The sequence below is a fragment of the Actinopolyspora xinjiangensis genome, from assembly GCF_900104475.1.
GTDB classification, from domain to species: Bacteria; Actinomycetota; Actinomycetes; order Mycobacteriales; family Pseudonocardiaceae; genus Actinopolyspora; species Actinopolyspora xinjiangensis.
In genome coordinates, this window is sequence record NZ_FNJR01000004.1 from 195,112 (window position 1) to 219,805 (window position 24,694).

Genomic DNA, 24,694 nt, shown 5'->3' on the forward strand with positions numbered 1-24,694 from the left:
CCCCACCCGGCTGAACGGCGAGGAGCACCGGACAACACCCGATCGCACGAAGCGTGCGCGCCCCCGAGGCGATAGGACTGGATCCGCCAGAGATCATCCGTCGCTAGGGGACGATCCGTGCTCGCAGGGAAAAACCGAAACCGATCACGCCTACCGCTGACAGTGCTGGCTGCCTGCTTCGCCACGCTGCTGACCGGGACCGGTGCGCACGCCACGACGACCGACTCGGAAATCCGCCGGACCACCGACCACTACCTGTTCGAAGTCACACTGGACGAATTCCTTCTGATACGTTCCGAACGTCCCCACCCCGACCGGCTCGACTGGTCCTCGGACGCCTGCTCGTACTCCCCCGACTCCCCGTTCGGCTACGAGTTCACCGCGAGTTGCCAACGACACGACTTCGGATACCGCAACTACAAGTCGCAGGACCGGTTCACCGAGCGGAACAGAACGAGGATCGACGACAACTTCCGCGCGGACATGTACTCCAGCTGCGCGGGTGACTCACTCTGCGAACGCGCCGCCGACGTGTACTACTACGCGGTCAGGCAGTTCGGAGCAGGCAGCGGCAGTACCGCCGAGTCCCTGCGAAAGGCGCGGATCGCAGCGCAGCGCGACCTCACCCCGAAATAGTTCGCTCCGGACCGGGGCACCGCCTCGGTCGAACGGCACGACCGCCGGGCGAGGCCCACTGCGCCGCCACGGCGTGGGACCGCCCGGGGAGGAACCGGTGCGGCGCGTTCGCGCACCGCACCGTCTCACTCGGACTCCTGCTGCGGCGGCCCTCCCCTGATCGAGCTCAGCGCACCGTCCAGATCCTCCGGTTTGACCAGCACCTCGCGCGCCTTCGACCCTTCCGAGGGCGCCACCACACCACGGGACTCCAACAGGTCCATCAGCCTGCCGGCCTTCGCGAAGCCGACGCGCAGCTTCCGCTGCAGCATGGAAGTGGAACCGAACTGACTGGTGACGACGAGTTCGGCGGCCTGCAGCAACACGTCCAGATCGTCACCGATGTCGGAGTCGACCTCTTTCTGCTTGCCCTCCTTCGCCGCCGTCACCCCCTCCGCGTAATCCGGTTCGGCCTGGTCCTTGGTGTAGCCCACGACACGGTGTATCTCCTCGTCACTGACGAAGGAGCCCTGCACCCGTCCCGGTCGCGAACCCCCCATGGGCAGGTAGAGGCCGTCGCCCATGCCGATCAGCTTCTCCGCCCCCGGCTGGTCGAGGATGACCCGCGAATCCGTCAGCGAGGAAGTGGCGAACGCCAGCCTGGAGGGAACATTGGTCTTGATCAGGCCGGTAACCACGTCGACCGAAGGACGCTGGGTAGCCAGCACGAGGTGGATTCCGGCCGCCCTGGCCTTCTGCGTGATCCGCACCACGGCGTCCTCGACGTCCCGGGGAGCGGTCATCATCAGATCGGCCAGCTCGTCGACGATGGCGAGTATGTAGGGGTAGGGGCGGTACTCCCGTTCACTGCCCGGCGGGGTGGTGATCTCGCCGGAACGCACCTTGGCGTTGAAGTCGTCGATGTGCCGCACCCGGTTCGCCTGCATGTCCTGGTACCGCTGTTCCATCTCGTCGACGAGCCACCCCAGCGCGGAGGCCGCCTTCTTGGGCTCGGTGATGATGGGGGTGATCAGGTGTGGAATCCCCTCGTACGGCGTGAGCTCCACCATCTTCGGGTCTATCAGGATCATCCGGACCTCGTCCGGCGTGGCTCTGGCCAACAGCGACACCAGCATCGAGTTGACGAAGCTGGACTTGCCGGAACCCGTGGAACCGGCGCAGAGCAGGTGGGGCATCTTGGACAGGTTGGCGGTGACCATCTGCCCTTCGATGTCCTTGCCCAGGCCTATCACCAGCGGATGCGTGTCACTGGCCGCCGTCGCCGAGCGCAGCACGTCGCCGAGCCGCACCATCTCGCGGTCGCTGTTGGGAACCTCGATACCCACCGCGGACTTTCCGGGTATGGGCGCGAGCAGCCGAACGTTGTCGTTGGCGACGGCGTAGGCGATGTTCTTGGTCAGCGCCGTGATCTTCTCGACCTTCACGCCCGGACCCAGTTCCACCTCGTAACGAGTGACGGTGGGGCCCCGGACGAAACCGGTCACCTCGGCGTCGATCTTGAATTGCCGCAGCACACCGTTGATCGCCTCGATCATGGCGTCGTTGACGCTGCTGTGCCGCTTCGCGGGATCACCCTCCTGCAGCGCGTCGAGCGGCGGAAGGTGGTAGTCCCCCTCCACGGTGCGGCTGATGGTCAGCTGCTGCGGTTCCTCGGGAGCGGCTCCGGCGGTGGGAACGGGATCGGCCCGCTTGCCCTTCCGGTCCTCGGGTCCACCGCTCTTCGACCGCCCCTTGGCAGAGCTATTGGGAACCACCTCGGTGACAGCCTGCTCGGACGCGGCGGAGTTCCCGCCGGTGCCGTCCTGCCCGAGTGCCTCCTCGGGCTCGTCCCGGACGGCGGAGTCCGTCATGGACGCCTGCCTGCGCCTGGCCGGGCGGCGGAGGGTGGTGCCGTCCGGCTCGGACGATTCGCCCGCACCGGCCCGCTCTGCGTCGTCGGGATGGGCGAGTTGACGCAGCCGTTCGGGCACATCGCGCACCGCGGTCCCGGTCAGCAGCAGTACCGCGAACAGCGAGACGAGCACCAACACCGGAATCGCGACGGCGCCCGTCATGCCGTTGGCCAGGGGGCCACCCGCGGCGTATCCCAGCAGCCCCCCGGATTCGGGCCATCCGGCGGCTCGCCGCGGCGCTCCCGTCACGATGTGCAGCACGCCGAGTCCGGCGAACAGCAGCAGCGCGGTTCCCACCACCATCCGTGGGCGCGCCTCGGGATTGGTCTCGGTGCGCATGAGCAGCACGGCCACCCCGAACAGCACCAGCGGCAGCACCAGAGCGGCCGAACCGACCACCGAGCGCAACAACCAGTCGAGCCAGTGCCCGACAGGTCCGCCCGCCCGCCACCAAACGCCCGCAGCGGTGATCACCGCGACGGCCAGCAGAATCAGCGCCACGCCGTCCCGCCGGTGGGCGGGCTCCAGTTCCCTGGTGCGGCCCAAGGTGCGCAGCAGAGTACCGGCCACCCGCGCGATACCGCCCGCGAACTCGGAACCGCCACCGCCCCGGGAATCACGAGGACTCCCCCGTTTCGAACTCGCCGACCGGTTCGCCTTCGAGGAACGCGAACCGTTCCCCGCGGTGCGCTTGGTGGTGGCGGAGCGCCTGGCCGAGGAGCCGGTGGAACGCGTCCCGTTGCTCTTCCGGGGCCCGGAGCCGGATCCGCTGGAGTTGGACCTCTTCGTGGCCGATCCGGAGGAACCACGTCGCTCCCCACCGCCACGCGTGTTCGACCGCCCCTTGCCCGTCGTGCCACTGGCCATACCGCACACGGTATCGGTGTCCCACCCCTCGTGTAACACCAGCCGAACCGGCCCGTCCGGCTGTCCGCCGGGTCGGAGCCACTACTCGTACTCGTCACCACGAGGTGCCGAGCCCCGGACCGACACACCGTCGGGTGGATTTTCGCCCACCGGACGTGGTGAGCGAAGAGGACGGTGGCCACCGATCGGCCCCGGCGGGAACCACGCCCGACACTAGGCGGGCGGGAGCGCCCGGAACCCGGCCGGTGCGAAAGAGGCAGCCAAGACACGCCGTCGGTTGTCCGATTCGGAGGGATCATTCCGTTCGAATCCACTCGGACGGGTGAGCACGGTCGCACGCCGCGCTGTCAGTCCGGCCCGTCCGAGTGCCGATAACAGGAAGTGTCGGCGGTTCGCCGAACCACCGCGGACCGAAGAACACCGAGCGAAGGGAAACGCGTGCGCAAGCACCTCGCCGTGGCACTGACCGCCGGGATGCTCGCCGGAATTCCGGCACTGACCGGCAGTGCCGGAGCGGACGTGGCTCCGGATTTCGACCCCGCCCCCATCCGGTGGGAGGAGTGTCGGGACGAGCGACTGCGGCACGCCGGGGCCGAGTGCGGCTTCCTGCGGGTTCCGCTGGACTACACGGAGCCCAACGGCAGGATGATCTCGCTGGCGGTCTCCCGGATCGAGCACACCTCCCCGGAACGGGACTACCAGGGGGTCATGGTGGTCAATCCCGGCGGACCGGGAGGTTCGGGGCGGAAGCTGTCGCTGCTCGGCGATTCCGTTCCCGACGGGGCGGGGGCCGACTACGACTGGATCGGGTTCGACCCGCGCGGGGTCGGCGCCAGCGAACCGGCGCTCTCCTGCGACGCCGACCACTTCTCGCCGCCGCGCTCCGCCTACGTACCCTTCCGCGAAGGTGTCGAACGAATCAGGCTGCGACGCGCCGCGGACTACGCCGCTGCCTGCGAACGCGCCGCACCGGAACTGCTGGAACACCTCAGGACGACCGACACCGTTCAGGACCTGGAGAGCCTGCGTGAGGCGTTGGGCCGCGAACGGATCAACTACTACGGGTTCTCCTACGGCACATACATCGGGCAGGTGTACGCCACGAAACACCCGCGACGCCTGCGCCGCCTCGTCATGGACGGCGTGGTGGACCCCGGCGAGGTGTGGTACCGCTCGAACCTGAAGCAGGATCTCGCCTTCGACCGCGTCTTCGGCGTCTACACGGACTGGATAGCCGAACACGACTCGGTGTACCACCTGGGTGATACCGGTGACGAGGTCCGGCGGCGTTACTACGAACGGCTGGCCGAACTGGGCCGACACCCCGCCGGAGGAGTGCTCGGCCCGGCGGAGTGGACCGACGTGTTCCTGCCTGCCGGCTACGGCAGGCACGGCTGGGAGAACATCGCGGAGGCGTTCTCCGCCCTGGTGCACCGGGGCGATCCCGAGCCGGCGCTGAAGCTCTACGAAGCCGCGAACGGCCCGGGTGACAACGGCTACGCCATGTACCTGGCGACCGAGTGCACCGACGCCGAGTGGCCGCGGCTGTGGAGCACCTGGCGGGCCGACCACTGGCGAGCCTTCGCGAAGGCACCGTTCGAGACATGGGGCAACGCCTGGTACAACGCCCCGTGCCGTACCTGGCCCGTACCCGCAGGCGAACGGGTGCGCGTGGACGGCGACGCGGTGGACAGTGCTTTGCTGGTCAACCAGGAGTTCGACGCCGCCACGCCGTACAGCGGGGCGCTGGAAGCGCGGGAACGCTTTCCGGAATCAGCGCTGGTCGGAGTGTCCTCGGGGGTGACGCACTCGGGATCGCTGGGGGGCAACGCGTGCGTGGACGACCGGATCGCCGCGTATCTGGCGGAAGGCACCCTTCCCGAGCGGAAAGCGGGGCGACGTGCCGATGTGACGTGTGAACCGCTCCCCGCTCCGCGACCGGAGTCGGGCACCGCTCGGCGGGAAACCCGTTCGCAGCGGCAGCCCGACGTGCTGCGCGCCGCGCTGCGGAACGCTCGGCGTTGAGGTCCCCGCCCACGAGAAAGCGCTCGGCGCCGCACGATCCGTGCGGCGCCGAGCGCTCCCCCTCCCCTGGTGTGACTTCGAGTCCTCCTGACCCCGTCCGGTCGTTCCCCACCTCGGTACCCACCCCGACGGCACCCGTGGGGAAGCGTCACCGGGACGAGCCGGTGGTCTGCCACGTACCCGCGACTCCCACGTCACGCGCGTACTCGGACACCGACTCGCCGTCCCCGAGGACTCCGTCACACGCTCTCGGGTGACCCGTGCCTGCCTCCGTCGAACCCGGAGACCGGCCGGTCACCTCAGAACTTGGCGTGGTCGACTATGGGGGCGTTGACGCAGTAAGCCGACTGGCTCCCCAGGAGATTGCCGGCAGCACCGAGCACGCCGACATTGTTCCCGCAGGCCTGGATCGGCAGGATGCTCACGTTGTTGTCGTTGAGGATGTTTATGCCGTCGTTGTCATAGCTGTCGGCCATGGCGGGCGATCCCACGGCCATGAGACCGGCGGCAGCTGCCGACACCGTCAGGAAGCGAAGCGACTTACGCACGATCGGACCCCAATCTGCAATCTGCTGTGACTGCGGTGAACGCCGCACCGGCGGAAAAACGAAGGCTTCCGCGCGAACTTTCCGCCGACCGGCTGTTTCCAGATTGGCATCAGAAGCCCGAGGCAGCGCGCGCAGTCACACTATCGAGGCAAGATGATCACACGAAAGTGCTGTTGCAAGCCGAACGTGTCCAGAGTATCTAGCGGATTCCCTTCAGAGTCACCCGAAAGTGACTCTGAAACCGGTACGGAGGTTCAGCACCGCGTCACCGAACCGAGCACCGACGGGGTGGGACCACCGGACGCGCCCCCACGCGTGTCCGAGTGGCCCGGAGAGAGCGGCTCCCCCGTTCCGCCCTCTTTTCCGGGCCCGCTCGCTCGCAGAGCCGCTCTCGGTCGCCGGGCGCGCCGAAGCGCACGTGGTTGGCCGAACACTCGACAGGAACCGCTCAGGAACTCACCGGAAGCACGTTCGGCACGATCATGGGACGACGCCGGTAGGTGTCGGCGACCCACTTGCCGACCGTGCGCCGCACCGTCTGCGCGATCCGGTGGGTGTCGGTGATGCCCTCCGCCTCGGTGCGGGAGAGTTCCATCTCCACGAGCGGAACGACCTCGTCCAACGCCTTGGGATCGTCCGAGAACCCCCTGCCGGACACCGTCGGAGGGGAAACCGCCCGTCCCGTGCCCGCCTCCACCGCGACCGTTATGGAGATGAATCCGCCTTCGCCGAGCACCAGCCGGTCGGACAACGTGGACTCACCGACGTCACCGACGGAAAGCCCGTCCACGTAGACGTGTCCGACCTCGACCCGGCCCGCGATGCTGGCGATCCCGTCGATCAGGTCCACCACCACGCCGTCCTCGGCGATGGCCACCCTGTCGGGTTGTACCCCGGTAAGCGTGGCCAACTCGGCATTGGCCCGCAGATGCCGCCACTCCCCGTGCACCGGCATCACGTTGGCCGGGCGCACCGCGTTGTACAGGTAGAGCAGCTCACCCGCAGAGGCGTGGCCGGAAACGTGCACCTTGGCGCTGCCCTGGTGCACCACCTCGGCCCCCAGCCGAACCAGGCCGTTGACCACGCCGAACACGGCGGTCTCGTTGCCGGGAATCATCGAACTGGCCAGGATGACCGTGTCGCCGTGCTGGATGCTGATCTGCTTGTGCTCACCCCGCGCCATCCGCGACAGGGCCGACAACGGCTCTCCCTGCGAGCCCGTGGAGACGAACACCACCGACTCCGTCGGCAGCTGCAGGGCCTCTTCCAGGTCGACCAGCGCGCCCTCCGGCACCCGGAGAATCCCGTGATCCGCCGCGATCCCCATGTTGCGCACCATGGAACGCCCGACCAGGCAGACCTTGCGCCCGTAGGAGGCGGCCACGTCGAGAACCTGCTGCACTCGGTGCACGTGACTGGCGAAGCAGGCGACGATCACACGCTGCGTGGCACGTCCGATCACCGAGTCCAAGACCGGCCCGATCTCACGCTCCGGGGTGACGAATCCCGGCACCTCGGCGTTGGTGGAATCGACCAGGAACAGATCGACCCCCTCAGCCCCCATCCGGGCGAATCCGGCGAGGTCGGTCAATCGGCCGTCCAGCGGGAGCTGGTCGAGCTTGATGTCGCCGGTGTGCAGCACCGTTCCCGCCGGGGTTCGAATGGCCACGGCCAGCGCGTCCGGAATCGAGTGGTTCACCGCGAAGAACTCGAGATCGAACTCGCCGTGACTGCTGCGCTGCCCCTCGGCGACCTCGACGAGCTTCGGCGACAATCGGTGTTCCTGGCACTTGGCGGACAGCAGCGCGAGGGTGAATTTGGAACCGACCACCGGAAGATCCGGGCGCTGCCGCAGCAGGAAGGGGATGGCCCCGATGTGGTCCTCGTGTCCGTGGGTGAGCACGACCGCCTCGATCTCGTCGAGACGGTTCTCGATCGGTCCGAAGTCGGGCAGTATCAGATCCACGCCGGGCGAGTCGTCCTCCGGGAACAGCACACCGCAGTCGACCACCAGCAACCGACCGTCGTACTCGAAAACGGTCATGTTCCTGCCGACCTCACCGATACCGCCGAGGGCGACCACTCGCAGTGCGCCCTCCTCGAGCGGAGGCGGCGCGGGAGTAGCCGACGTCGGTGTCAGGGGATGTTTCTCGGTCGACGTTGCGCGTGCTGTCAACGCGATGTCACCTCGGTTGCCGCATCGGGATTGACCAGGACCAGACCAGCATCCCACAGGTCGCTGGCGATGATGCGCACCTGTTCGTCCGTGGCCGAGGGCAGCGGGAGTCGGGGCTGGCCCGTCTCGTAGCCGCACAGGCGCAACGCGGTCTTGGAGAAGATGACACCACCGACGAAGTTCATCGAACGATAGACCGGCAGCAAGCCGTAGTGGATCTCCCTCGCGGTGTCGACGTCACCGGACTCGTGGGCGTCCAGCATCTGGCGCAGCCGGTCACCCACCACGTGCCCCACCACGCTGACGAAACCGACGGCGCCGATGGACAGCCACGGGAGGTTCAGCGGGTCCTCCCCGGAGTAGTAAGCGAGATCGGAGTTGGCGATCACGTCACTGCCGGCGAACAGGTCGTGCTTGGAATCCTTGACCGCCTTGATCCGGGGGTGCTCGGCGAGCCGCTTGAGCGTCTCGGTCTGGATCGGCACCACCGAACGCGGTGGAATGTCGTAGAGCATCACGGGGAGTTCGGTCGCGTCGGCCACCGTCGTGAAGTGCGAGTACAGCCCTTCCTGCGGTGGCTTGGAGTAGTACGGCGTCACGACGAGCAGCCCGTGCGCTCCGGCCTTCTCGGCGGCACGCGCCAGTTCCACGGAGTGTGCGGTGTCGTTCGTTCCCGCGCCCGCGACCACGGTGGCACGATCCCCGACCGCCTCGGACACGGCACGCAGCAGGCGTTCCTTCTCCCCGTCGGTGGTGGTGGGGCTCTCACCAGTGGTGCCGTTGACGACCAACCCGTCGTTGCCCAACCGGTCCACCAGGTAGCAGGCCAGTTGTTGCGCGAGGGCGGTGTCGAGGTTCCCCTCCGTGTCGAACGGGGTGACCATGGCTGTGAGAACGCGCCCGAAAGGACGACTTTCGGTAGCTGTGGGACTGACGGTCATGACTGCTGACGCTACCTCCCGAAAAGATCGTCGCACGTGCCAGTGCCGGAAGGCGGGTCCGAGAACGGTCGGGCGCCGGAAACATCACCACGATTCGCGCTCCGGCAAGGCGTTGTTTGCCCGCGGAGGGGCACACACTCGGATTCTTTCACGACTTTCGGATAGTGATACACGTCACACACATATGTGCGGGCGGCTCCCACCCCGGAATCCGCCCGGGCACTCGTGCGCGGATTCGGGCGTTCGGCCGCGAGGGAGGAAGGGTTCCTCCGGTGGACGGCCGAACGAGTTCCCGCGAGGATCGCTCAGACACTGCGGCGCAGGTCCTCCACAGCGAGCACGTCGGCCTCGTTGCCCTCGAAGTTGACCTGTGCGGGTTTCCTGCCGAACGCGTGCAGCAGGAGCTCCTCGGGAGATCCGAGGACGCGTACCGTGCGCGGCCCGCTCTTGGCGGCTATCTCGCGACCGTCCGGGCGGCGCAGCACCACTCCCACGGGGCTGCGGCCGTAGAAGTACCTGGCGGTGCGGGACAACGCCTTCCAGAGGGCTTCCGCCCGCTCCGGATCCTCCGGACGAGGCTGCCAACCCGGCTGGGCACGGCGGACATCCTCGTGGTGCACGTAGTACTCGGCACTGTTGACGATCTCGTTGACGGCCCCGATCCCCAGCGGATTCCACTTCGGCGGCCCCTGGCGCACCCGGTCGACCAGCTCCTCCCACCGCAGTTGGGCGAGCTCGCCGCGCACGCGCTCACCGCGATCGGCCAGCGCCTTGAGCAGTTTTCCTCCCGCCGCGTCCGGACGATGCTCCCGCACCACCAGGTGAACGGCGAGATCCCGCGTGGACCAGCCGTCGCACAGCGTCGGCGCCTCCGGCCCCAACCGCTCGAAGAGATCACACAGTTGCTGACGTTCGTCGTTCGCGACACCCATGCCCGCACTCTAGCCGGGAAAACGCGAGGCCGTCCTTCCGAGGTGGTGATCCGCGCCCATCGCGGACCACCCACATCACCGGAAGCCGATCATCCCTCGGTGACGTACGGACTCGAAGCCACCTCGGTTCCGTCCCGGAGCTCGGTGATCTCGAAATCGCCGAAGACGTTCGGGGCGACCCCGCGCAGCTGCCTGAGGCACTCGACGGCCAACGCCCGGATCTCCACGTCGGCGTGCTCGCTGGCGCGCATCGCGACGAAGTGCCGCCAGGCGCGGTAGTTACCGGTGACCACGATGCGCGTCTCGGTGGCGTTCGGCAGCACGGAACGGGCCGCCTGCCTGGCCTGCTTGCGGCGAAGCGTCGCCTTGGGCTCGTCGGCGAACTTCTCCTGCAACGCCTGCTGCAGGTCCGCGTAGGCCTCCAGACCGGCCTTGGTCGCCGCGACGAACTTCTCGTGCAGTTCGGGGTCCTCGGCGATGATGTCGGGCTCGACCATGCCCGCGTCCCGTTCGGGGACATAGCGCTGGGACAGCTGCGAGTAGGAGAAGTGCCGGTGGCGGATGAGCTCGTGGGTCAACGAGCGCGAGACACCGCTGATGTAGAAGGTCACGGTCCCGTGCTCGAGCACGGACAGGTGCCCGACCTCCATGATGTGGCCCAGGTATCCCGCGTTGGTCGCGGTGGCGGGATTCGGTTTGCTCCAGGACTGGTAACAGGCACGACCCGCGAACTCCGCCAACGCCTGTCCCCCGTCGGCGTCGGTCGACCAGTCCACGTCTTCGGGCGGGAAGAACTCGGTCTTGCCGATCAGCCGTACCTTCGGCGGAACGATCTCGGTCACGGCGGGCGAACCCCTTTCCTGCGTGCTGCGGCCGGCGTTGTTCTTCCGGCGATGACTCCCCTGGGGGCTGCCACCGGCGATCGGCGTGGCGCCTCCCCTCGCCGAACACCCTAACCGGCGGAGAGGTATCCCCCCGACGCGCGGTGCGCGGTGGGTGTTCGAGGTCATCGTGGTTCTCCGCGGGCCTCCCCGACCACCGCTGGGGGCAGCGGAAGACACCACGCTCCCCTTGTCGTGACACCAGAATGACGTCATGGTGATGTCATGGATCTGAGCTCGCACATCAACCAGCTCCGGGAAGATCTGAACGCGGCGGCCTCGGTGGGCGACGAGAACACACGGCACGCCGCGACGCTGCTGTCCGGGGCGCTGGAGCCCGCGATGCGGTTGACCCTCATGAACGCGCTGTCGGATCTGGCCGCGGAGGTGACCACCCAACTGGACGGCCGCGTGGTCGACGTGCGCCTGGAGGGCAGGGACGTGCGCGCGGTGGTCAGCGGCGGAGAGGAACAGCGCCAGGTACCTCCGGAGGAGGGACCGCCGCAACCACCCCCGACCGGTGACAGTGGCGACATCAGCAGGATCACGCTGCGGCTGCTGGACGAGATCAAAGGGCAGGCCGAGCAGGCGGCCTCCACTCAGGGAGTATCGCTGAACACCTGGGTGGCAAGGGCGGTGCAGGGAGCCCTGCACGGAACCCGACCCCACGGCGCCTGGGGCGGCAGCGACCCCGAACAGCCGACAAGCACCGGCGAGGCTCCGCAGGACGCTCCGTCGTCGTCCCGCCTGCGGGGGTGGGTCAACGGCTAGGCCCACCGAGCTCACCCGCGCGGATCTCACCGAAGGAGAACAACACCTTGAGCGAGCATTCGGAACCACCACCCGAGGAGCTGCTGCGCACCCGCGACTTCCGTGCGGCGGGGCCGGTGGAGCTGGACCTGAGCAACGGTGTCGGCCCGGTCGAGGTCGAGCTGGACGACTCCGAATCGGTGCACGTCGAAGTGAGACACGAACCCGAGCACGGCTACCCGGACTGGCGCGGCGGACTCAGCGGACTGCTGAACTGGGTCAGCGAGCAGTTCAACGAAACCGGGATCAAACCGGGCAACGGACGCGGCAACGGCGGGGGGCGAGAGGGGGACCGGGCGCTGAACGCGGCCGCGGAGGCGGTCCACCAGACGCGTGTCGACATGACCAACAGCAGGGTGGCCGTGCACCCACCGACCACGGTGCCGCTGCGTTCGGTACCGCTCGCCGTCCGGGTACGCGCGCCGAGCGGTTCGCGGGTCAACACCCGAACCGGCCCGGGGTCGATCCGGATCGCCGGCCGCGCCGGCCGGATGAGCCTGCAGAGCGGTTCCGGATCGGTGCTCACCGACGAGGCGAGCGGTACGGCCACGGTCCGGACGGGGTCCGGGCTGGTCCGACTCGGGCGCATGGCAGGAGGAGTGCAGGCCCGCAGCGGCAGCGGCCGGATCGAGATCGCGTCGATCGAGGCCGCCTCCTCGGTGGTGACCGGCAGCGGCAGCGTGTGGCTGGGCAGTGTCGGCCACGACCTGCTGGTACGTTCCGGGAGCGGCGACATCACGGTGGCCGAGGGCACCTCGGGGCAGGTGGAACTGATCACCGGCTCCGGGGAACTCCAGTTCGCCGTGGGGCGCGGGGTGGCCGCGGAGGTCGATCTGACCTCCTCCACCGGCAGCATAACCAGCGAACTGGAAGTGGCCACGGAACCACCGGCCACACCGCCGCCGCTGAGGCTCTTCGGCCGAACCGGCAGCGGGCAGGCACTGCTGACCTCGGCAGTTTGACCCTCCGGACCACGCCCCGGAGGGGCCGAACTACGACACCGGGCGCAGTTTCGGGGCGAGATCGCCGTGTTCCCCGATCACCACGTGCTCCAGCTCGAGCCAGTCGGCCATCTCCCGCAGGGCGAGCCCCAGCTCGGAGGCCACCCGGTTGCGGTCGACGTCGGGCTCGGCGAACGCTCCCGGCACGCGCAGCACACCCGCTCGGCGGTCCGCCTTGATGTCCACCCGCGCCACGAGGCGGTCGTCCAGCAGGAACGGAAACACGTAGTAACCGTACTGGCGCCGCTCCGCGGGCAGGTAGATCTCGATGCGGTACCGGAAGCCGAACAGGCGCTCGGCCCTGGGGCGGAACCAGACCAACGGGTCGAAGGGGCACAACAGCGCGCGAGCTCCCACCGAACGAGGTGCCCACGCGCCGCGGACCACATAGGCCCGATCCGCCCATCCCTCCACGGCCACGGGGAGGAGCTCGCCCTCCGCCACGAGCTCCGCCACCGCCGCGCGGGAGCGCGCCGGGGGCAGCCGGTAGTAATCCCGCAAGTCCGGTTCGGTGGCGACCCCGAACGCCCGGGCGGCACGCAGCACCAGCGCGCGTACAGCCTCCTCCTCCGGTGGATCCTGCCCCAGAACCTCCGGAGGGAGCACGCGCTCGACGAGCTCGTAGTGGCGTTCGAAACCGCGTCGGGTGGCCGTGGTCAACTCACCGGCGGCGAACAGGAGTTCACAGGCGTGTTTGGTGTCCGAACGGTTCCACCAGGTGCCCGATCCCGTCTTGGCGTCACCGATCCCGCGTTCCAGTTCCCCCGCGCTGATAGGCCCGCTCTCCTTGACCGCCGTGCGCACCTCGTCGACCAGACCCGGCGCGCGCTCCGCCAACCGACGGTACCGAGGCCGCGAGGGATCGGCGTAGGCCCGCATCCGCCAACGCAGCAGGGGCCAGTCGGCGAGCGGGACCAACGATGCCTCGTGCGCCCAGTACTCCACGAGCAGGCGGGGGCGCCGAGAGTCCGGGTTCCAGGCCGCGTCGTCCAGCAACGACCTGTCGTAACCACCGATCCTGCTGAAAACGGGCATGTAGTGGGCACGCACCGCCACGTTGACCGAATCCAGCTGCAACAGGTTCGTCCGGTTGAGCACACGACGCAGCTGTCGCCGGTCCGGTGAACCGGAAACCGGGGCGTCGGCGAACCCCTGGGCCGCCAGTGCGATGCGTCGGGCCACCGCGATGCTGATCTCACGCATACACCGGGATCATGCCAGCGAGCACCGACACGCCACGCGGCCGTGGGCGGAACCGGTTTCCGACCACCACGGAATCGGTCGGCACGGACACGTTAGGTTCCCGACATGGCCGACGCTGAGGTACGGACCGCCATCGCCGCGGACGCGGCGGAAATCGCTCGAATCCAGCTCGGCACCTGGCGCAGTGCCTACTCGGAGCTGCTACCGCCCGGGGTGCTGGACGAGCTGACCGAGGACACCGCCGAACAGCAGTGGCGGGAGGCCATCGAGGAGAACTCCACGACGGTGCTGCTGGCCACGGAGGGCGACTGGTCGGTCGGGTTCTGCGCGGGCGGCACGGCACCCACGGGTGAGACGGCCGCCGCGGACGGCTCCGTGCCGGAGGACGCGAACAGCACGGTTCTCGTCAGCACCCTGCTCGTGGAACCCCGCTGGGGGCGCCGGGGGCACGGCGGCAGGCTGCTCGGCACGCTGGCCCAACAGCTGCGGCAGGCCGGCAACACCAGAGGCATCAGCTGGATCCCGGAGGCCGACGAAGCGTCCATGGCCTTCTACCGCGGCGTGGGTTGGGAACCGGACGGGACGGTCCGGACCCTCGACGCGGGGGGCAGACCACTGCGTGAACTCCGCGTCACCGGAACCCTGGAGCTGCGTTTCCAATGAGAGCGGGGAGTACTCGTTCCTCACCTTCCGCGAGGGCACCACGGAGCGGATTCCGGCGAGGGGCAGCCGGGTAACTGGTCATCCAGGACAGGGGCCTCCGGCCGGTCTCACTCGGGGTCCCGCCGCTCCAGCTCGATGGCCCTGCGCATGGCCCGGCGGCCACGATTGCGGTCGTCCGCCAGGTCGTAGGCCTGCGCCAGCGCGTACCACGCCCGCCAGTCCTCTCCGGCACGCTCCAGCTCGGCGCGCTTGGCCTCGAACCACTCGTCGGCGGCCTCCCGCTCCACACGTCCGGAAGGACGCAGTGGCAGGTGCGAGACGTCCGGAAGCCTCCCCTCGGCCCGCAGGCGCCTCGCGAGACGCTCGGTGCTCATACCGAAGCGGATCTGGTCGACCACCAGCAACGCACCGAGCACCGGCAGCACCAGCACCGCGACTCCGAGGACCACGAAGACGGGGGAACCGCTGAGCAGCATCGTCACCGCCCTGCTCCCCAGCAGCACCAGATACACCGCGAGGACGAGCGCGAGCAGCAACGCCGAGCCGCGCGCACCCGTCAACCGCGAACGGCTTTTCGCGCTCTCGGACATCACAACCCCAGCAGGGTGTCCAGCCCCACGGTGACCCCCTCGCGCTCGCCGACCTCACGCACCGCCAGCAGCAGGCCGGGCATGAACGAGCGACGATCGTAGGAGTCGTGCCGCACGGTCAGCGTCTCCCCCTCGGTACCGAACAGCACTTCCTGGTGGGCGACCAGACCGGCCATCCGCACCGCGTGCACGTGAACCCCGTCGACCTCCGCGCCACGGGCCCCGTCCGGATCCTTGGTGGTCGCGTCGGGCATCGGGTCCAGTTCGGCCGCGGCCCTGGCTCCGGCGACCAGCCGCGCGGTGCGGGTGGCGGTTCCGGAGGGGGCGTCGGCCTTGCGGGGATGGTGGGACTCGACGATCTCGGCCGACTCGAAATACCTGGCCGCGATCTCGGCGAACTTCATGGACAGCACCGCGCCGATGGCGAAGTTGGGAACGACGATCACGCCGGTGCCCGGTCGTTCACCGAGCCACCCCCGTATCGTGTCCAGCTCCCGTTCACCGATTCCGCTGGTACCGACCACCACGTCGATGCCGTGCTCCACGCAGAAGGCCACGTTGTCCATGACCGAGTCCGGGTGAGTCAGGTCCACCGCGACCCCGGCTCCGGCCTTCGGCAGCGCCCGCAGCGAGTCCCCCCGGCCGATCTCGGCTACCAGCTCGGTGTCGTGCGCCTCGCCCACGGCGCGAACGGCCTCGGTCCCCATTCTCCCGCGTGCACCGAGCACGCCGACCCTGATCGGCTCCACCGGCTCGACTCCTTACTCGTACGCTGAACGATCCCGGCCACCGGCACGATATTGCCCATCCGGGGCCGGTCCGTACACCGCCCCGGCTGATGGTTCCCGCCACTGGCGAGGCCGGGCCGGGCGGGGAGCACGGTGGGGCACACCGCGCGGACCGGTTCGCCGGTGTCCCCGCCTACGTCGGATGGCCGCCGCCGCACCGAGATCCTCCCCGGTCTTGTGGAGCGGTGCCGGATTCCGGGGGGGGCAACCGGGCGCCGAGACGCCCAGGGCCACCACCCCGGTTTCCCGCGACACGCTCGGCGAGTTCCCGGTCAGTCGGCCTCGGCGGGCTGCTGCACGGAGGCCTCGTCGGCGTTGACCGCCTCGGAGGACTCCTCGTCGACGGGAACGAGGCTGATCTTGCCCCGGCTGTCGATGTCGGCGATCTCCACTCGGAGCTTGTCACCGACGTTGACGACGTCCTCGACCTTGCCGATGCGCTTGCCGTTGCCCAGCTTCGAGATGTGGACCAGACCGTCCTTGCCCGGCATCAGGGAGACGAACGCGCCGAAGGCGGCGGTTTTCACGACGGTCCCGAGGAAACGCTCGCCGATCTTGGGCAGCTGCGGATTGGCGATCGCGTTGATCCGATCGATGGCCGCCTCGGCGGAGGGGCCGTCCGAGGCACCCACGTAGATCGTGCCGTCGTCCTCGATGGTGATCTCGGCGCCGGTCTCCTCGGTGATCGTGTTGATCATCTTGCCCTTCGGGCCGATGACCTCGCCGATCTTGTCCACCGGCACGTTGATGGAGGTCACCCGCGGGGCGTGCGGGCTCATCTCGTCCGGCGAGCCGATCGCCTCGGCCATGACGTTGAGAATCGCCAACCTGGCGTCCCTGGCCTGGCCCAGGGCCTGGCCGAGGACCTCGGAGGGGATGCCGTCGAGCTTGGTGTCCAGCTGCAACGCCGTGATGAAGTCCTTGGTGCCCGCGACCTTGAAGTCCATGTCGCCGTAGGCGTCCTCGGCACCCAGGATGTCGGTCAGCGCCACGTAGTGGGTCTGGCCGTCGACCTCGTCGGAGACCAGCCCCATGGCGATACCGGCCACGGGGGCCTTGAGCGGCACACCAGCGTTCAGCAACGAGAGCGTGGACGCGCAGACCGAGCCCATCGAGGTGGAGCCGTTGGACCCGAGAGCCTCGGAAACCTGGCGCAGCGCATAGGGGAATTCCTCCCTGCCAGGCAGCACGGGGACCAGCGCGCGCTCGGCCAGCGCACCGTGCCCGATCTCGCGCCGCTTCGGCGTACCCACCCGGCCGGTCTCGCCGGTGGAGTAGGGCGGGAAGTTGTAGTGGTGCATGTAGCGCTTGCTGGTGTCCGGCCCGAGACTGTCGATGGTCTGCTCGAGCCGGAGCATGTTCAGCGTCGACACGCCGAGGATCTGGGTCTCACCGCGTTCGAACAGCGCGGAACCGTGTGCCCGGGGAACCACACCGACCTCGGCGGAGAGTCCCCGGATGTCGGTCAGCCCGCGCCCGTCGATGCGGACCTTCTCCCGGATGATGCGTTGCCGGACCAGCTTCTTGGTCAGCGCCTTCAGCGCGGCACCGAGTTCCTTCTCCCGGCCCGCGAAGGCCTCTCCCTCCTCGACACCGGCGCGCTGCAGGGTGATCTCCTTCAGCTCGTCGAGTCGCTGCTCGCGTTCCTGCTTACCGGCGATGGCCAGTGCTTCGGCGAGTTCGTCGGAGACCGCCCGCTCCACAGCGGCGTAGGCGTCCTCGGCGTAAGCCGGGTAGACGGGGTATTCCTCCGTGGCGACGCCCGCGGCGTCGGCCAGGCTCTGCTGCGCCTCGCAGAGAACCCGGATGAAGGGCTTGGCAGCCTCCAGACCTCCGGCGACCACTTCCTCGGTCGGGTTCTGAGCCCCCTGCTCGACCAGCTCACCGGTCGCCTCGGTGGCCTCGGCCTCGACCATCATGATCGCCACGTCGTCACCGACGATCCGCCCCGCCACGACCATGTTGAACACGGATCGCTTGAGCTGCTCGTGGGTGGGGAACGCGACCCACTGGCCGTCGATGAGCGCCATGCGGGTTCCTCCGACTGGGCCGGAGAAGGGCAGTCCGGACAGCTGCGTGGAAGCGGAGGCGCCGTTGATGGCGAGGACGTCGTAGGAGTCCTCGGGGTCCAGGCTCATCACCGTGACCACGACCTGCACCTCGTTGCGCAGGCCCTCGACGAAGGTGGGGCGCAGCGGCCGGTCGATCAGCCTGCAGGTGAGGACCGCGTCGGTGGAGGGACGCCCCTCCCTGCGGAAGAAGGACCCCGGGATGCGTCCCGCCGCGTACATCCGCTCCTCGACGTCGACCGTCAGCGGGAAGAAGTCCAGGTTTTCCTTGGGCTGCTTGGAGGCCGTGGTGGCCGAGAGCAGCATGGTGCCGTCGTCCAGGTACGCGGTCACGCTGCCCGCGGCCAGCTTCGCCAGCCTGCCGGTCTCGAACCGCACGGTGCGCTTGCCGAATTCGCCGTTGTCCAGCACGGCGGTGCTTTCGTACACACCGTCGTCGTACGACTGCGAGTCTGTCATCGTTACTCCTAGGAGAGGTGTGGGCTCCTGGAACGCAGAGGCCACAACAACCGCTCGCAGCGTGGTCCGACGGGGCCGGTCATCGATCGAAGCCCAGGGGATGTTCGCTCCGACACCCCCTGCGGCCACTACCGAGGACCGGCGAAGGCCCCTGCTTGGCAGCGGTGTGGACTCTGTGTAGGCAACCCTGTGTCACTTGCCGGTTGTCGTCCGGAGCTCGCTCGTGGAGTCACACTCCATACAGCGAGGGGAGTGGCAGCGCGGCCACTCCCCTCGGCGAACTGTCAGCGGCGCAGTCCCAGTCGCTGGATCAGCGAGCGGTAGCGCGTGATGTCGACCCGCGTCAGATAGTTGAGCATCCGACGGCGGCGGCCGACCATCAGCAGCAAGCCACGACGGGAGTGGTGGTCGTGCTTGTGCTCCTTGAGGTGCTCGGTCAGCCCGGAGATCCGGTGGGTCAGCAGGGCGATCTGCGCCTCGGCCGATCCGGTGTCGGACTCGTGCAGACCGTACTCGGACAGAATCTGCTGCTTCTGAGTAGTGGACAGCGCCACGAGTGAGTCTCCTTGTTTCGTGTCCCGTGCCACCGATGCCGCATCGCGCACGACATCGGATTACATATCGTCACCGTCCGGTCGACGCCGAACCACTCGAAGTCGGCGATCACCCGTCTGGTTGATCCCCGGCCGCCACGGACCGCAGCCGAAGGTTGCCACCGAGCATAACAGGGAGACCGGTGAAAAGCGGGATACCCGCCGCGGGGCGTGTCACGGATCCAGCGGAACCCGGCACACCGTCCGGTAAGTCAGCTTCCCCGCGTGCCGTTCACTGGCGACCACGTCGAGTGACCTCACCGACCATGCCGGTCCCACGTAGTCGTTCAGCCGACCGGTGATTCGGTTCGGGTCAAGCCTACCGCGTGACCACCTGGCGACAGTAACGTGTGGGCGGAAACGTCCCTCGTCCGCACCCGCCAGCAGCGCGAGCCTGCGCAACGCGGGGTCGGGCCCGAGCGCGGCGACATCATCCTCCGGAGCCACCCCCACCCAGAGCACCCCGCGGAACGTCCCCGCCCCGGCCAGGCACAGCGGGGGAACCACGAACCCCGGATCGGCCGCGCGGAGCTCGCTCACACCGGCCCGCAACCGGGCCGCGACGACCTCGGGATCGGCGCCGTCACCGTGGAAGCACAGCGTCATGTGCCACAGTCGAGGCGGGACCGGGCGGAACCCGCTCAGTCCCTCGGTCGGCACCGGCCACTTCTCCCGCCGGTTGCCACCCAACACGGCGGACAGGTCCGCGACGGCCGCTTCGGAAGGCCACAACGCGGTGAACAAACGCATCGGGCGGAGTCCCACAACCTGGCAGGGGCATCACACTTCCGCCCCAGGATACTTTCCCGGCACAACGCTCCCCGCCTTCCGGGACGGGCTGTCGCCGCTCAGGCCGATCCGCTGTCCTCGGCTCCACTCCCGCCGCAGGCCGCTCTGCGAAGCAGCCCCGCCAGGGCGGGATGGTAACCGTCCAACAGGTCGGCCGCCCATTCCAACTCGTGCGGCTGGGCGATCTGCCGCAGGGCGGGCCAGGCCACTTCCTCGTTGTTACCCGCCTGCCTGACGGGCACGCTGTCCCGACCGAGGGCCGGACGAGAGCCCTTCACGTCCTCCAGGGCCTGCTGCACCGCTTCGGACTCACCGGCGGCGACACCGGGAGTGAAGACCTTGCGTTCCAGCATGACGAGCCTGGCCAGCACGGAGGGGTTGCCGATCTTGGCTCGCCTTCCGCTCATCACCTGGCTGAGCATGGGAGCGCTGATTCCCAGTACCTCGGCCAGCTGGGCCTGCGAAGTCCGGTAGGCGACCACCAGTCGCCGTACCCGATCGCCCAACGGTTCCCCGTACCACTGGCGCTGCAGCGCCAGATTCCGCTGGACGACCTCGCGTTCCCGCACGTTGGCTCCCCCGGCTGCCGTTCGGACAGATGACCCCTTTCGGTTTCCGAATATTGCCAGTCCGGCAACACACGCGGGGGCGGAATCCGAAAAATGTTTCATAACAGCTGGACAGCCGGTCGCGCGGTGGAGGCCGTCACTCCACCCCGAGGAGGGCACGCGTGTCGGCCACGTCCCGAGCCATCTGATCGACCAGCTGTTCGGCCGAATCGAAACGGACCATGCCACGCAGTCGGGAAACGAAATCCAATTCGGCGTACTCACCGTAGAAATCGCGGTCCACATCCAGCACGAAGGCCTCCACGGTGCGTTCGGTGCCGGAGAACGTGGGATTGCTGCCCACCGAGACAGCCGCGGGCAGGGTTCGCTCCGGTTCCTGGGCCCCGCGCTGCCGATGCGTGAACCAGCAGGCGTACACCCCGTCGGCGGGAATCGCCGCGAACTCGGGGGTGGACAGATTGGCGGTCGGGTATCCGAGCTCCCTGCCGCCCCTGCCGGTACCGCGGACGACGATCCCCTCCAATCGGTGATAGCGCCCCAGAGCGGCGGCCGCGGCGGCCACGTCGCCCGCGTCGACGCGGGAACGCACGAAGGTCGAGGAGAACGTGACCGGTGGTTCCCGACGATCGACACCGTCGGTGTAGCCGGTCAGCAGATCGGCGGACTCGACCTCGAAGCCGAAACGCTGCCCCAGCGTGTGCAACAGATCGATGTTGCCGGCCGCCTTGTGGCCGAAGGTGAAGTTCTCGCCCACGACGACGACGGCGGCGTGCAGCCGGTCCACGAGGACCTCGTGGACGAACTCGTCGGCGGGCATTCGCGACAGTTCCGGAGTGAACGGCAGCACGCAGAAGACGTCCACTCCGAGCCACTCGGCCAGTTCGGCCCGGCGCTGCAACGTGGTCAGCTGGGCGGGATGACTCCCCGGCCGGACCACCTCGGCCGGATGAGGATCGAAGGTGACCAGCACGCACGGCAACCCACGTTCCCGGGCACGCCGAACGGCCTCCCCGATCAGTTGCTGATGCCCCCGGTGCATCCCGTCGAAGACTCCGATGGTGACCACACACCGGCCCCACCCACTGGGAAGCTGCTCCAAGCCACGCCAACGCTGCACGGCTTCCCACCTTATCTAGCCGTGCTCGGCGCACGGGTGGGACCTCGGCGTGTCGCGATCGAAGCGCTCAGCGGGGGCGCCGAGGAGAGCTCGGGCCCCGAACGGAGTCGGTCCGAAGACGCCGCGACACACCCGCACACGAGGCCGTCGAACGATCTCGCCGTCAACCCGCGGGCCGCAGCACCAGCACCGGTTTGGCACCACTGCCCCGATCCCGCAGCAACGCCACGGCACGCCCCTCCGGGTCGAAGGAGGCATAGGTTCCCTCGAATCCCGCCCCCCGCACGGGTTGGCCGTGCGAGAGAGCGCGCGCGGTGTCCGCGCCGACATCCACACGGGGAAACGCCGTGGCGACGGCCTCGTCCAGTTCCATGGACAGTTCGGGGTGTTGTTCGAGACTTTCGAGGGTACGAGCGGTGGACAGGCCGAACGGACCCACCCGCGTGCGGCGCAGCCGGACCAGATGCCCCCCGACCCCCAGGTCGCGCCCCAGATCACGGGCCAGCGCACGGACGTAGGTACCGGAGGAGCACTCCACCATCACGTCGAGATCGAGGACATCCCCGTCGTGGTGCGTGGCGAGCAGGTCGAACCGCGAAACGGTCACGGGGCGGGCGCTCAACTCCACTTGCTCGCCCTGCCGGGCGAGTTCGTAGGCCCGCCGACCGTTGACCTTCACCGCGCTGACCGCGCTGGGAACCTGCTCCAGGTCACCGGTCAGGTTCGCTATCGCCGACCTCACGGCGGACTCGGTCACCCCAGAGGCGTCCGCGGCCGAGAGGCACTCCCCCTCGGCGTCATCGGTGCTGGTCGAGGAGCCCAGTCGAACGGTGGCGAGGTAGGCCTTGGTGTCCAGGGCGAGGTGGCCGAGCAGTTTGGTGGCGCGCTCCAGCCCCAGGACCAGCACGCCGGTGGCCATCGGGTCGAGTGTGCCCGCGTGCCCGACTCTACGGGTGCCCATGGTGCGGCGGACACGCGCGACGACGTCGTGCGAAGTCATCCCCGACGGTTTGTCCACGACCAACAAACCGGGGGGCACTGTCTGCTGCGAGGAAGTTCGGGTCTGACGCGGCACGGCGCCCCATCCTGCCTGATGTCGGTAACGGGCCCGGAACGGGTCACCCGCGCGCCGGTCCCGACCCGGGCACCACGCGCGGGCCACACCTCGCTAACGTGGTGCGCGGCGACGAGCAGGAGGTTCCACGGTGACGATCAGGCCGATCCGGCGGTTCGGCGACCCGGTGCTGCGTACGATGACGGACCCCGTCACCGTCTTCGACGACAGAATAGTCTCGCTGGTCACGGATTTGTTGGACACCGTGAGTGAGCCGGGCCGGGCCGGTGTGGCGGCGCCGCAGATCGGTGTGAGCCTGCGGGCGTTCAGCTATGACGTCAACGGGGACAAGGGTTACGTCATCAACCCGGAGCTGGTGGAGACCGCCGGGGAGCAGGACGGCGAGGAGGGCTGCCTGTCGGTCCCCGGGCTGAGCTATCCGACACGCCGCGCTTCCTACGCGAAGGTGCGTGGCGTGGACCTGCGCAACGAACCGGTCACCGTGGAGGGCCACGACCTGATGGCACGCTGCCTGCAACACGAGACCGACCACCTGGACGGGATCGTCTATCTGCAACGGCTGGAGGCCGAAAAGCGCCGGGCCGCGCTGAAGGAGGTACGCGCCACCGACTGGTTCTGGAACGGCGGCTGATCCGGTGACGGTGCTCGCCGTCCTGTCTTCGAGCGGCGCACTCCGGTCAGTGAGCCGCGGAATCGCTGGGCGTCCGGGTGGCTCCCACCACCGCCCAACGACCGGAGCGCGCCCGCGAAAGCAACGTGAGCAGCCTGCCCAGCATGAACAGGCTCAGACCGGTCCAGATGCCCGACAGCCCCCAGTCGAAGACGAGTGCGAGCCAGATCAGCGGAAGGTAACCGATCGCGGCGCTGAGCATCGTGGCCGTCCGCAGATAGGCCGCGTCACCCGCCCCGAGCAGCACACCGTCCAGGGCGAAGACGACTCCGGCGACGGGTTGCAGGGCCACGAAGAACCACCACGCGTGGGGGATCTCGGCCAGCACCGAGGAATCGCTGGTGAACGCGGACGGCAGCACGGGGAACAGCACCGTGAACAGCACTCCGAGCAGCACGCCGAACCCGAGTCCGTACCAACTGACCTGTCTACCGATGGCTCTCGCGGTGCGGGCCGCCTCCCTGCCCAGCGCCGCCCCCACCAACGACTGGGCCGCGATGGCCAGCGAATCGAGCACCAGCGCCAGAAAGCTCCAGAGCTGCCACACGACCTGGTGCGCCGCGGCGGTGTCCGCACCGGTCCGAGCGGCCACCGAGGTCGCGGACAGGAAGCATGCCTGGAACGCCAGGGTGCGCAGGATCAGATCGCGTCCCAGCGAAAGCTGCGCGCGCATCATCGCGGTGTCCGGGCGGAAAGCGATGGCTCGCTCGGTCAGCAGCGCCCGGACGAACAGGCCCGCCGCCACGGTCTGGCCGACGACGTTGGCCACGGCTGAGCCCTCCACCCCCCAGCCCACGGGGTAGACCAGCACCGGACACAGCACGAGGGAGACACCGTTGCCCGCCAGTACGTAGCGCAGCGGGCGAACCGTGTCCTGCACCCCGCGCATCCAGCCGTGCCCGGCGAGGCTGATCAGCACCATCGGGGCGCCGAGCAGGGCGATGCGTAGCCAACCGGTGGCCGCGTCGGCTAGCTGTCCACCACCGGTCATCAGCCGCACGACGGGATCGGCGAGCGACTGCGCGAGCAGTAGGATCACCAGACCGACACCGGCGCCGAGCCAGCTGGCCTGGATCCCCTCCGCGACCGCGTCGGAGCGTCGTCCCGCTCCGTGGAGTCGAGCCGCACGAGCCGTGGTGCCGTACGACAGGAAGGTCAGCTGACTGGAGACGACCGTGAACAGCGTGCCGCCCAGTGCCAGCCCGGCGAGCGGAACCGCCCCCAGATGGCCGACCACGGCGGTGTCCACGAGCACGTACAGCGGTTCGGCGGCCAGCACTCCCAGCGCCGGGACCGCCAACGCGAGCAGTCGCCGCACCGGAACCCGCTCAGCGACCTCGGACACTCCATCTCCAGTAAGCTGCTAAAACGAAAATCGACCCTTACGGAGGCTACGGTAA

Annotated in this window: 22 protein-coding genes; 6 read left to right on the forward strand and 16 right to left on the reverse strand. The window is 68.7% G+C overall.

Features of this window, described 5'->3' with window-relative positions:
• Positions 1 to 117: 117 nt before the first annotated feature.
• Positions 118 to 636, forward strand: coding sequence for a phospholipase (locus BLQ75_RS07915; RefSeq protein ID WP_092600122.1), 519 nt, complete (start codon positions 118 to 120; stop codon positions 634 to 636).
• 125 nt (positions 637 to 761) lie between these two features.
• Here BLQ75_RS07915 and BLQ75_RS07920 read toward each other — a convergent pair whose 3' ends face one another.
• On the reverse strand, positions 762 to 3,395 hold the full coding sequence (locus BLQ75_RS07920) for a DNA translocase FtsK (protein WP_170837391.1): 2,634 nt from the start codon (positions 3,393 to 3,395) through the stop codon (positions 762 to 764).
• Between the two features lie 438 nt (positions 3,396 to 3,833).
• On the opposite strand from BLQ75_RS07920, the gene BLQ75_RS07925 reads away from it, so the two are divergent.
• Positions 3,834 to 5,420 (forward strand): alpha/beta hydrolase, encoded by a 1,587-nt coding sequence (locus tag BLQ75_RS07925; protein ID WP_211481233.1) that lies wholly within the window; start codon positions 3,834 to 3,836, stop codon positions 5,418 to 5,420.
• A gap of 299 nt (positions 5,421 to 5,719) precedes the next feature.
• Here BLQ75_RS07925 and BLQ75_RS07930 read toward each other — a convergent pair whose 3' ends face one another.
• The 5 genes from BLQ75_RS07930 to thyX form a co-directional block, all read right to left on the reverse strand.
• Positions 5,720 to 5,968, reverse strand: a complete 249-nt coding sequence (locus BLQ75_RS07930) for a hypothetical protein (RefSeq protein WP_342028291.1) — start codon at positions 5,966 to 5,968, stop codon at positions 5,720 to 5,722.
• Between the two features lie 448 nt (positions 5,969 to 6,416).
• A complete protein-coding gene (locus BLQ75_RS07935) occupies positions 6,417 to 8,108 on the reverse strand; it encodes a ribonuclease J (protein WP_170837400.1) in 1,692 nt (563 codons plus the stop codon).
• Positions 8,109 to 8,140: 32 nt separating this feature from the next.
• Positions 8,141 to 9,085, reverse strand: a complete 945-nt coding sequence (dapA, locus tag BLQ75_RS07940; RefSeq protein ID WP_092600131.1) for a 4-hydroxy-tetrahydrodipicolinate synthase — start codon at positions 9,083 to 9,085, stop codon at positions 8,141 to 8,143.
• Positions 9,086 to 9,390: 305 nt separating this feature from the next.
• Complete coding sequence (locus BLQ75_RS07945; protein ID WP_092600134.1) at positions 9,391 to 10,017, reverse strand: TIGR03085 family metal-binding protein; 627 nt, start codon at positions 10,015 to 10,017, stop codon at positions 9,391 to 9,393.
• 89 nt (positions 10,018 to 10,106) lie between these two features.
• A complete protein-coding gene (gene thyX, locus BLQ75_RS07950) occupies positions 10,107 to 10,859 on the reverse strand; it encodes an FAD-dependent thymidylate synthase (RefSeq protein WP_092600137.1) in 753 nt (250 codons plus the stop codon).
• Positions 10,860 to 11,123: 264 nt separating this feature from the next.
• Between thyX and BLQ75_RS07955 the strand changes: the two genes are divergently transcribed.
• Both BLQ75_RS07955 and BLQ75_RS07960 read left to right on the forward strand, forming a co-directional pair.
• Positions 11,124 to 11,669, forward strand: a complete 546-nt coding sequence (locus BLQ75_RS07955) for a toxin-antitoxin system HicB family antitoxin (RefSeq protein ID WP_092600140.1) — start codon at positions 11,124 to 11,126, stop codon at positions 11,667 to 11,669.
• A 47-nt stretch (positions 11,670 to 11,716) separates the two neighbouring features.
• Positions 11,717 to 12,670 carry a DUF4097 family beta strand repeat-containing protein gene (locus BLQ75_RS07960; protein ID WP_092600143.1) on the forward strand — a complete coding sequence of 318 codons (954 nt, stop codon included), beginning with the start codon at positions 11,717 to 11,719 and terminating at the stop codon, positions 12,668 to 12,670.
• A 30-nt stretch (positions 12,671 to 12,700) separates the two neighbouring features.
• On the opposite strand, the gene BLQ75_RS07965 is transcribed toward BLQ75_RS07960, so the two are convergent.
• Positions 12,701 to 13,912, reverse strand: coding sequence for a winged helix-turn-helix domain-containing protein (locus BLQ75_RS07965; RefSeq protein WP_092600146.1), 1,212 nt, complete (start codon positions 13,910 to 13,912; stop codon positions 12,701 to 12,703).
• 105 nt (positions 13,913 to 14,017) lie between these two features.
• Here BLQ75_RS07965 and BLQ75_RS07970 point away from each other — a divergent pair, with 105 nt between their 5' ends.
• Positions 14,018 to 14,575 carry a GNAT family N-acetyltransferase gene (locus BLQ75_RS07970; RefSeq protein WP_092600149.1) on the forward strand — a complete coding sequence of 186 codons (558 nt, stop codon included), beginning with the start codon at positions 14,018 to 14,020 and terminating at the stop codon, positions 14,573 to 14,575.
• A gap of 107 nt (positions 14,576 to 14,682) precedes the next feature.
• Here BLQ75_RS07970 and BLQ75_RS07975 read toward each other — a convergent pair whose 3' ends face one another.
• From BLQ75_RS07975 to truB, 8 genes are all read right to left on the reverse strand, one after another.
• Complete coding sequence (locus tag BLQ75_RS07975; RefSeq protein WP_092600507.1) at positions 14,683 to 15,165, reverse strand: hypothetical protein; 483 nt, start codon at positions 15,163 to 15,165, stop codon at positions 14,683 to 14,685.
• On the reverse strand, positions 15,165 to 15,914 hold the full coding sequence (dapB, locus tag BLQ75_RS07980; RefSeq protein WP_244515323.1) for a 4-hydroxy-tetrahydrodipicolinate reductase: 750 nt from the start codon (positions 15,912 to 15,914) through the stop codon (positions 15,165 to 15,167). Before dapB ends, BLQ75_RS07975 begins: the two co-directional genes overlap by 1 nt.
• A 311-nt stretch (positions 15,915 to 16,225) precedes the next feature.
• Complete coding sequence (locus BLQ75_RS07985; RefSeq protein ID WP_092600152.1) at positions 16,226 to 18,481, reverse strand: polyribonucleotide nucleotidyltransferase; 2,256 nt, start codon at positions 18,479 to 18,481, stop codon at positions 16,226 to 16,228.
• A gap of 284 nt (positions 18,482 to 18,765) precedes the next feature.
• Positions 18,766 to 19,035: a 30S ribosomal protein S15 gene (rpsO, locus tag BLQ75_RS07990; protein ID WP_092600154.1), complete on the reverse strand. Its 270-nt coding sequence runs from the start codon at positions 19,033 to 19,035 to the stop codon at positions 18,766 to 18,768.
• 213 nt (positions 19,036 to 19,248) lie between these two features.
• Entirely contained in the window at positions 19,249 to 19,824 is a 576-nt protein-coding gene (locus tag BLQ75_RS07995) for a 2'-5' RNA ligase family protein (RefSeq protein ID WP_092600157.1), read from the reverse strand.
• Positions 19,825 to 19,922: 98 nt separating this feature from the next.
• Entirely contained in the window at positions 19,923 to 20,432 is a 510-nt protein-coding gene (locus tag BLQ75_RS08000; protein WP_092600159.1) for a helix-turn-helix domain-containing protein, read from the reverse strand.
• A 136-nt stretch (positions 20,433 to 20,568) separates the two neighbouring features.
• Positions 20,569 to 21,549 (reverse strand): bifunctional riboflavin kinase/FAD synthetase, encoded by a 981-nt coding sequence (locus BLQ75_RS08005; RefSeq protein WP_092600162.1) that lies wholly within the window; start codon positions 21,547 to 21,549, stop codon positions 20,569 to 20,571.
• A 163-nt stretch (positions 21,550 to 21,712) separates the two neighbouring features.
• A complete protein-coding gene (gene truB / locus BLQ75_RS08010) occupies positions 21,713 to 22,624 on the reverse strand; it encodes a tRNA pseudouridine(55) synthase TruB (RefSeq protein ID WP_244515324.1) in 912 nt (303 codons plus the stop codon).
• Between the two features lie 130 nt (positions 22,625 to 22,754).
• Here truB and def point away from each other — a divergent pair, with 130 nt between their 5' ends.
• Positions 22,755 to 23,255 carry a peptide deformylase gene (def, locus tag BLQ75_RS08015; RefSeq protein ID WP_092600168.1) on the forward strand — a complete coding sequence of 167 codons (501 nt, stop codon included), beginning with the start codon at positions 22,755 to 22,757 and terminating at the stop codon, positions 23,253 to 23,255.
• 46 nt (positions 23,256 to 23,301) lie between these two features.
• Here the strand turns inward: def and BLQ75_RS08020 are convergent, their stop codons facing one another.
• A complete protein-coding gene (locus tag BLQ75_RS08020) occupies positions 23,302 to 24,639 on the reverse strand; it encodes an MATE family efflux transporter (RefSeq protein WP_092600171.1) in 1,338 nt (445 codons plus the stop codon).
• Between the last annotated feature and the right edge of the window lie 55 nt (positions 24,640 to 24,694).

What these genes read in the sequence shown, in the direction of transcription:
- BLQ75_RS07920 (WP_170837391.1), bottom strand. Translation starts at nt 3,395, where the DNA reads ATGGCCAGTGGCACGACGGGCAAGGGGCGGTCGAACACGCGTGGCGGT.
- dapA (WP_092600131.1), bottom strand. Translation starts at nt 9,085, where the DNA reads ATGACCGTCAGTCCCACAGCTACCGAAAGTCGTCCTTTCGGGCGCGTT.
- BLQ75_RS07945 (WP_092600134.1), bottom strand. Translation starts at nt 10,017, where the DNA reads ATGGGTGTCGCGAACGACGAACGTCAGCAACTGTGTGATCTCTTCGAG.
- BLQ75_RS07955 (WP_092600140.1), top strand. Translation starts at nt 11,124, where the DNA reads ATGGATCTGAGCTCGCACATCAACCAGCTCCGGGAAGATCTGAACGCG.
- BLQ75_RS07965 (WP_092600146.1), bottom strand. Translation starts at nt 13,912, where the DNA reads ATGCGTGAGATCAGCATCGCGGTGGCCCGACGCATCGCACTGGCGGCC.
- BLQ75_RS07970 (WP_092600149.1), top strand. Translation starts at nt 14,018, where the DNA reads ATGGCCGACGCTGAGGTACGGACCGCCATCGCCGCGGACGCGGCGGAA.
- BLQ75_RS07975 (WP_092600507.1), bottom strand. Translation starts at nt 15,165, where the DNA reads ATGTCCGAGAGCGCGAAAAGCCGTTCGCGGTTGACGGGTGCGCGCGGC.
- BLQ75_RS07985 (WP_092600152.1), bottom strand. Translation starts at nt 18,481, where the DNA reads ATGACAGACTCGCAGTCGTACGACGACGGTGTGTACGAAAGCACCGCC.
- BLQ75_RS07995 (WP_092600157.1), bottom strand. Translation starts at nt 19,824, where the DNA reads ATGCGTTTGTTCACCGCGTTGTGGCCTTCCGAAGCGGCCGTCGCGGAC.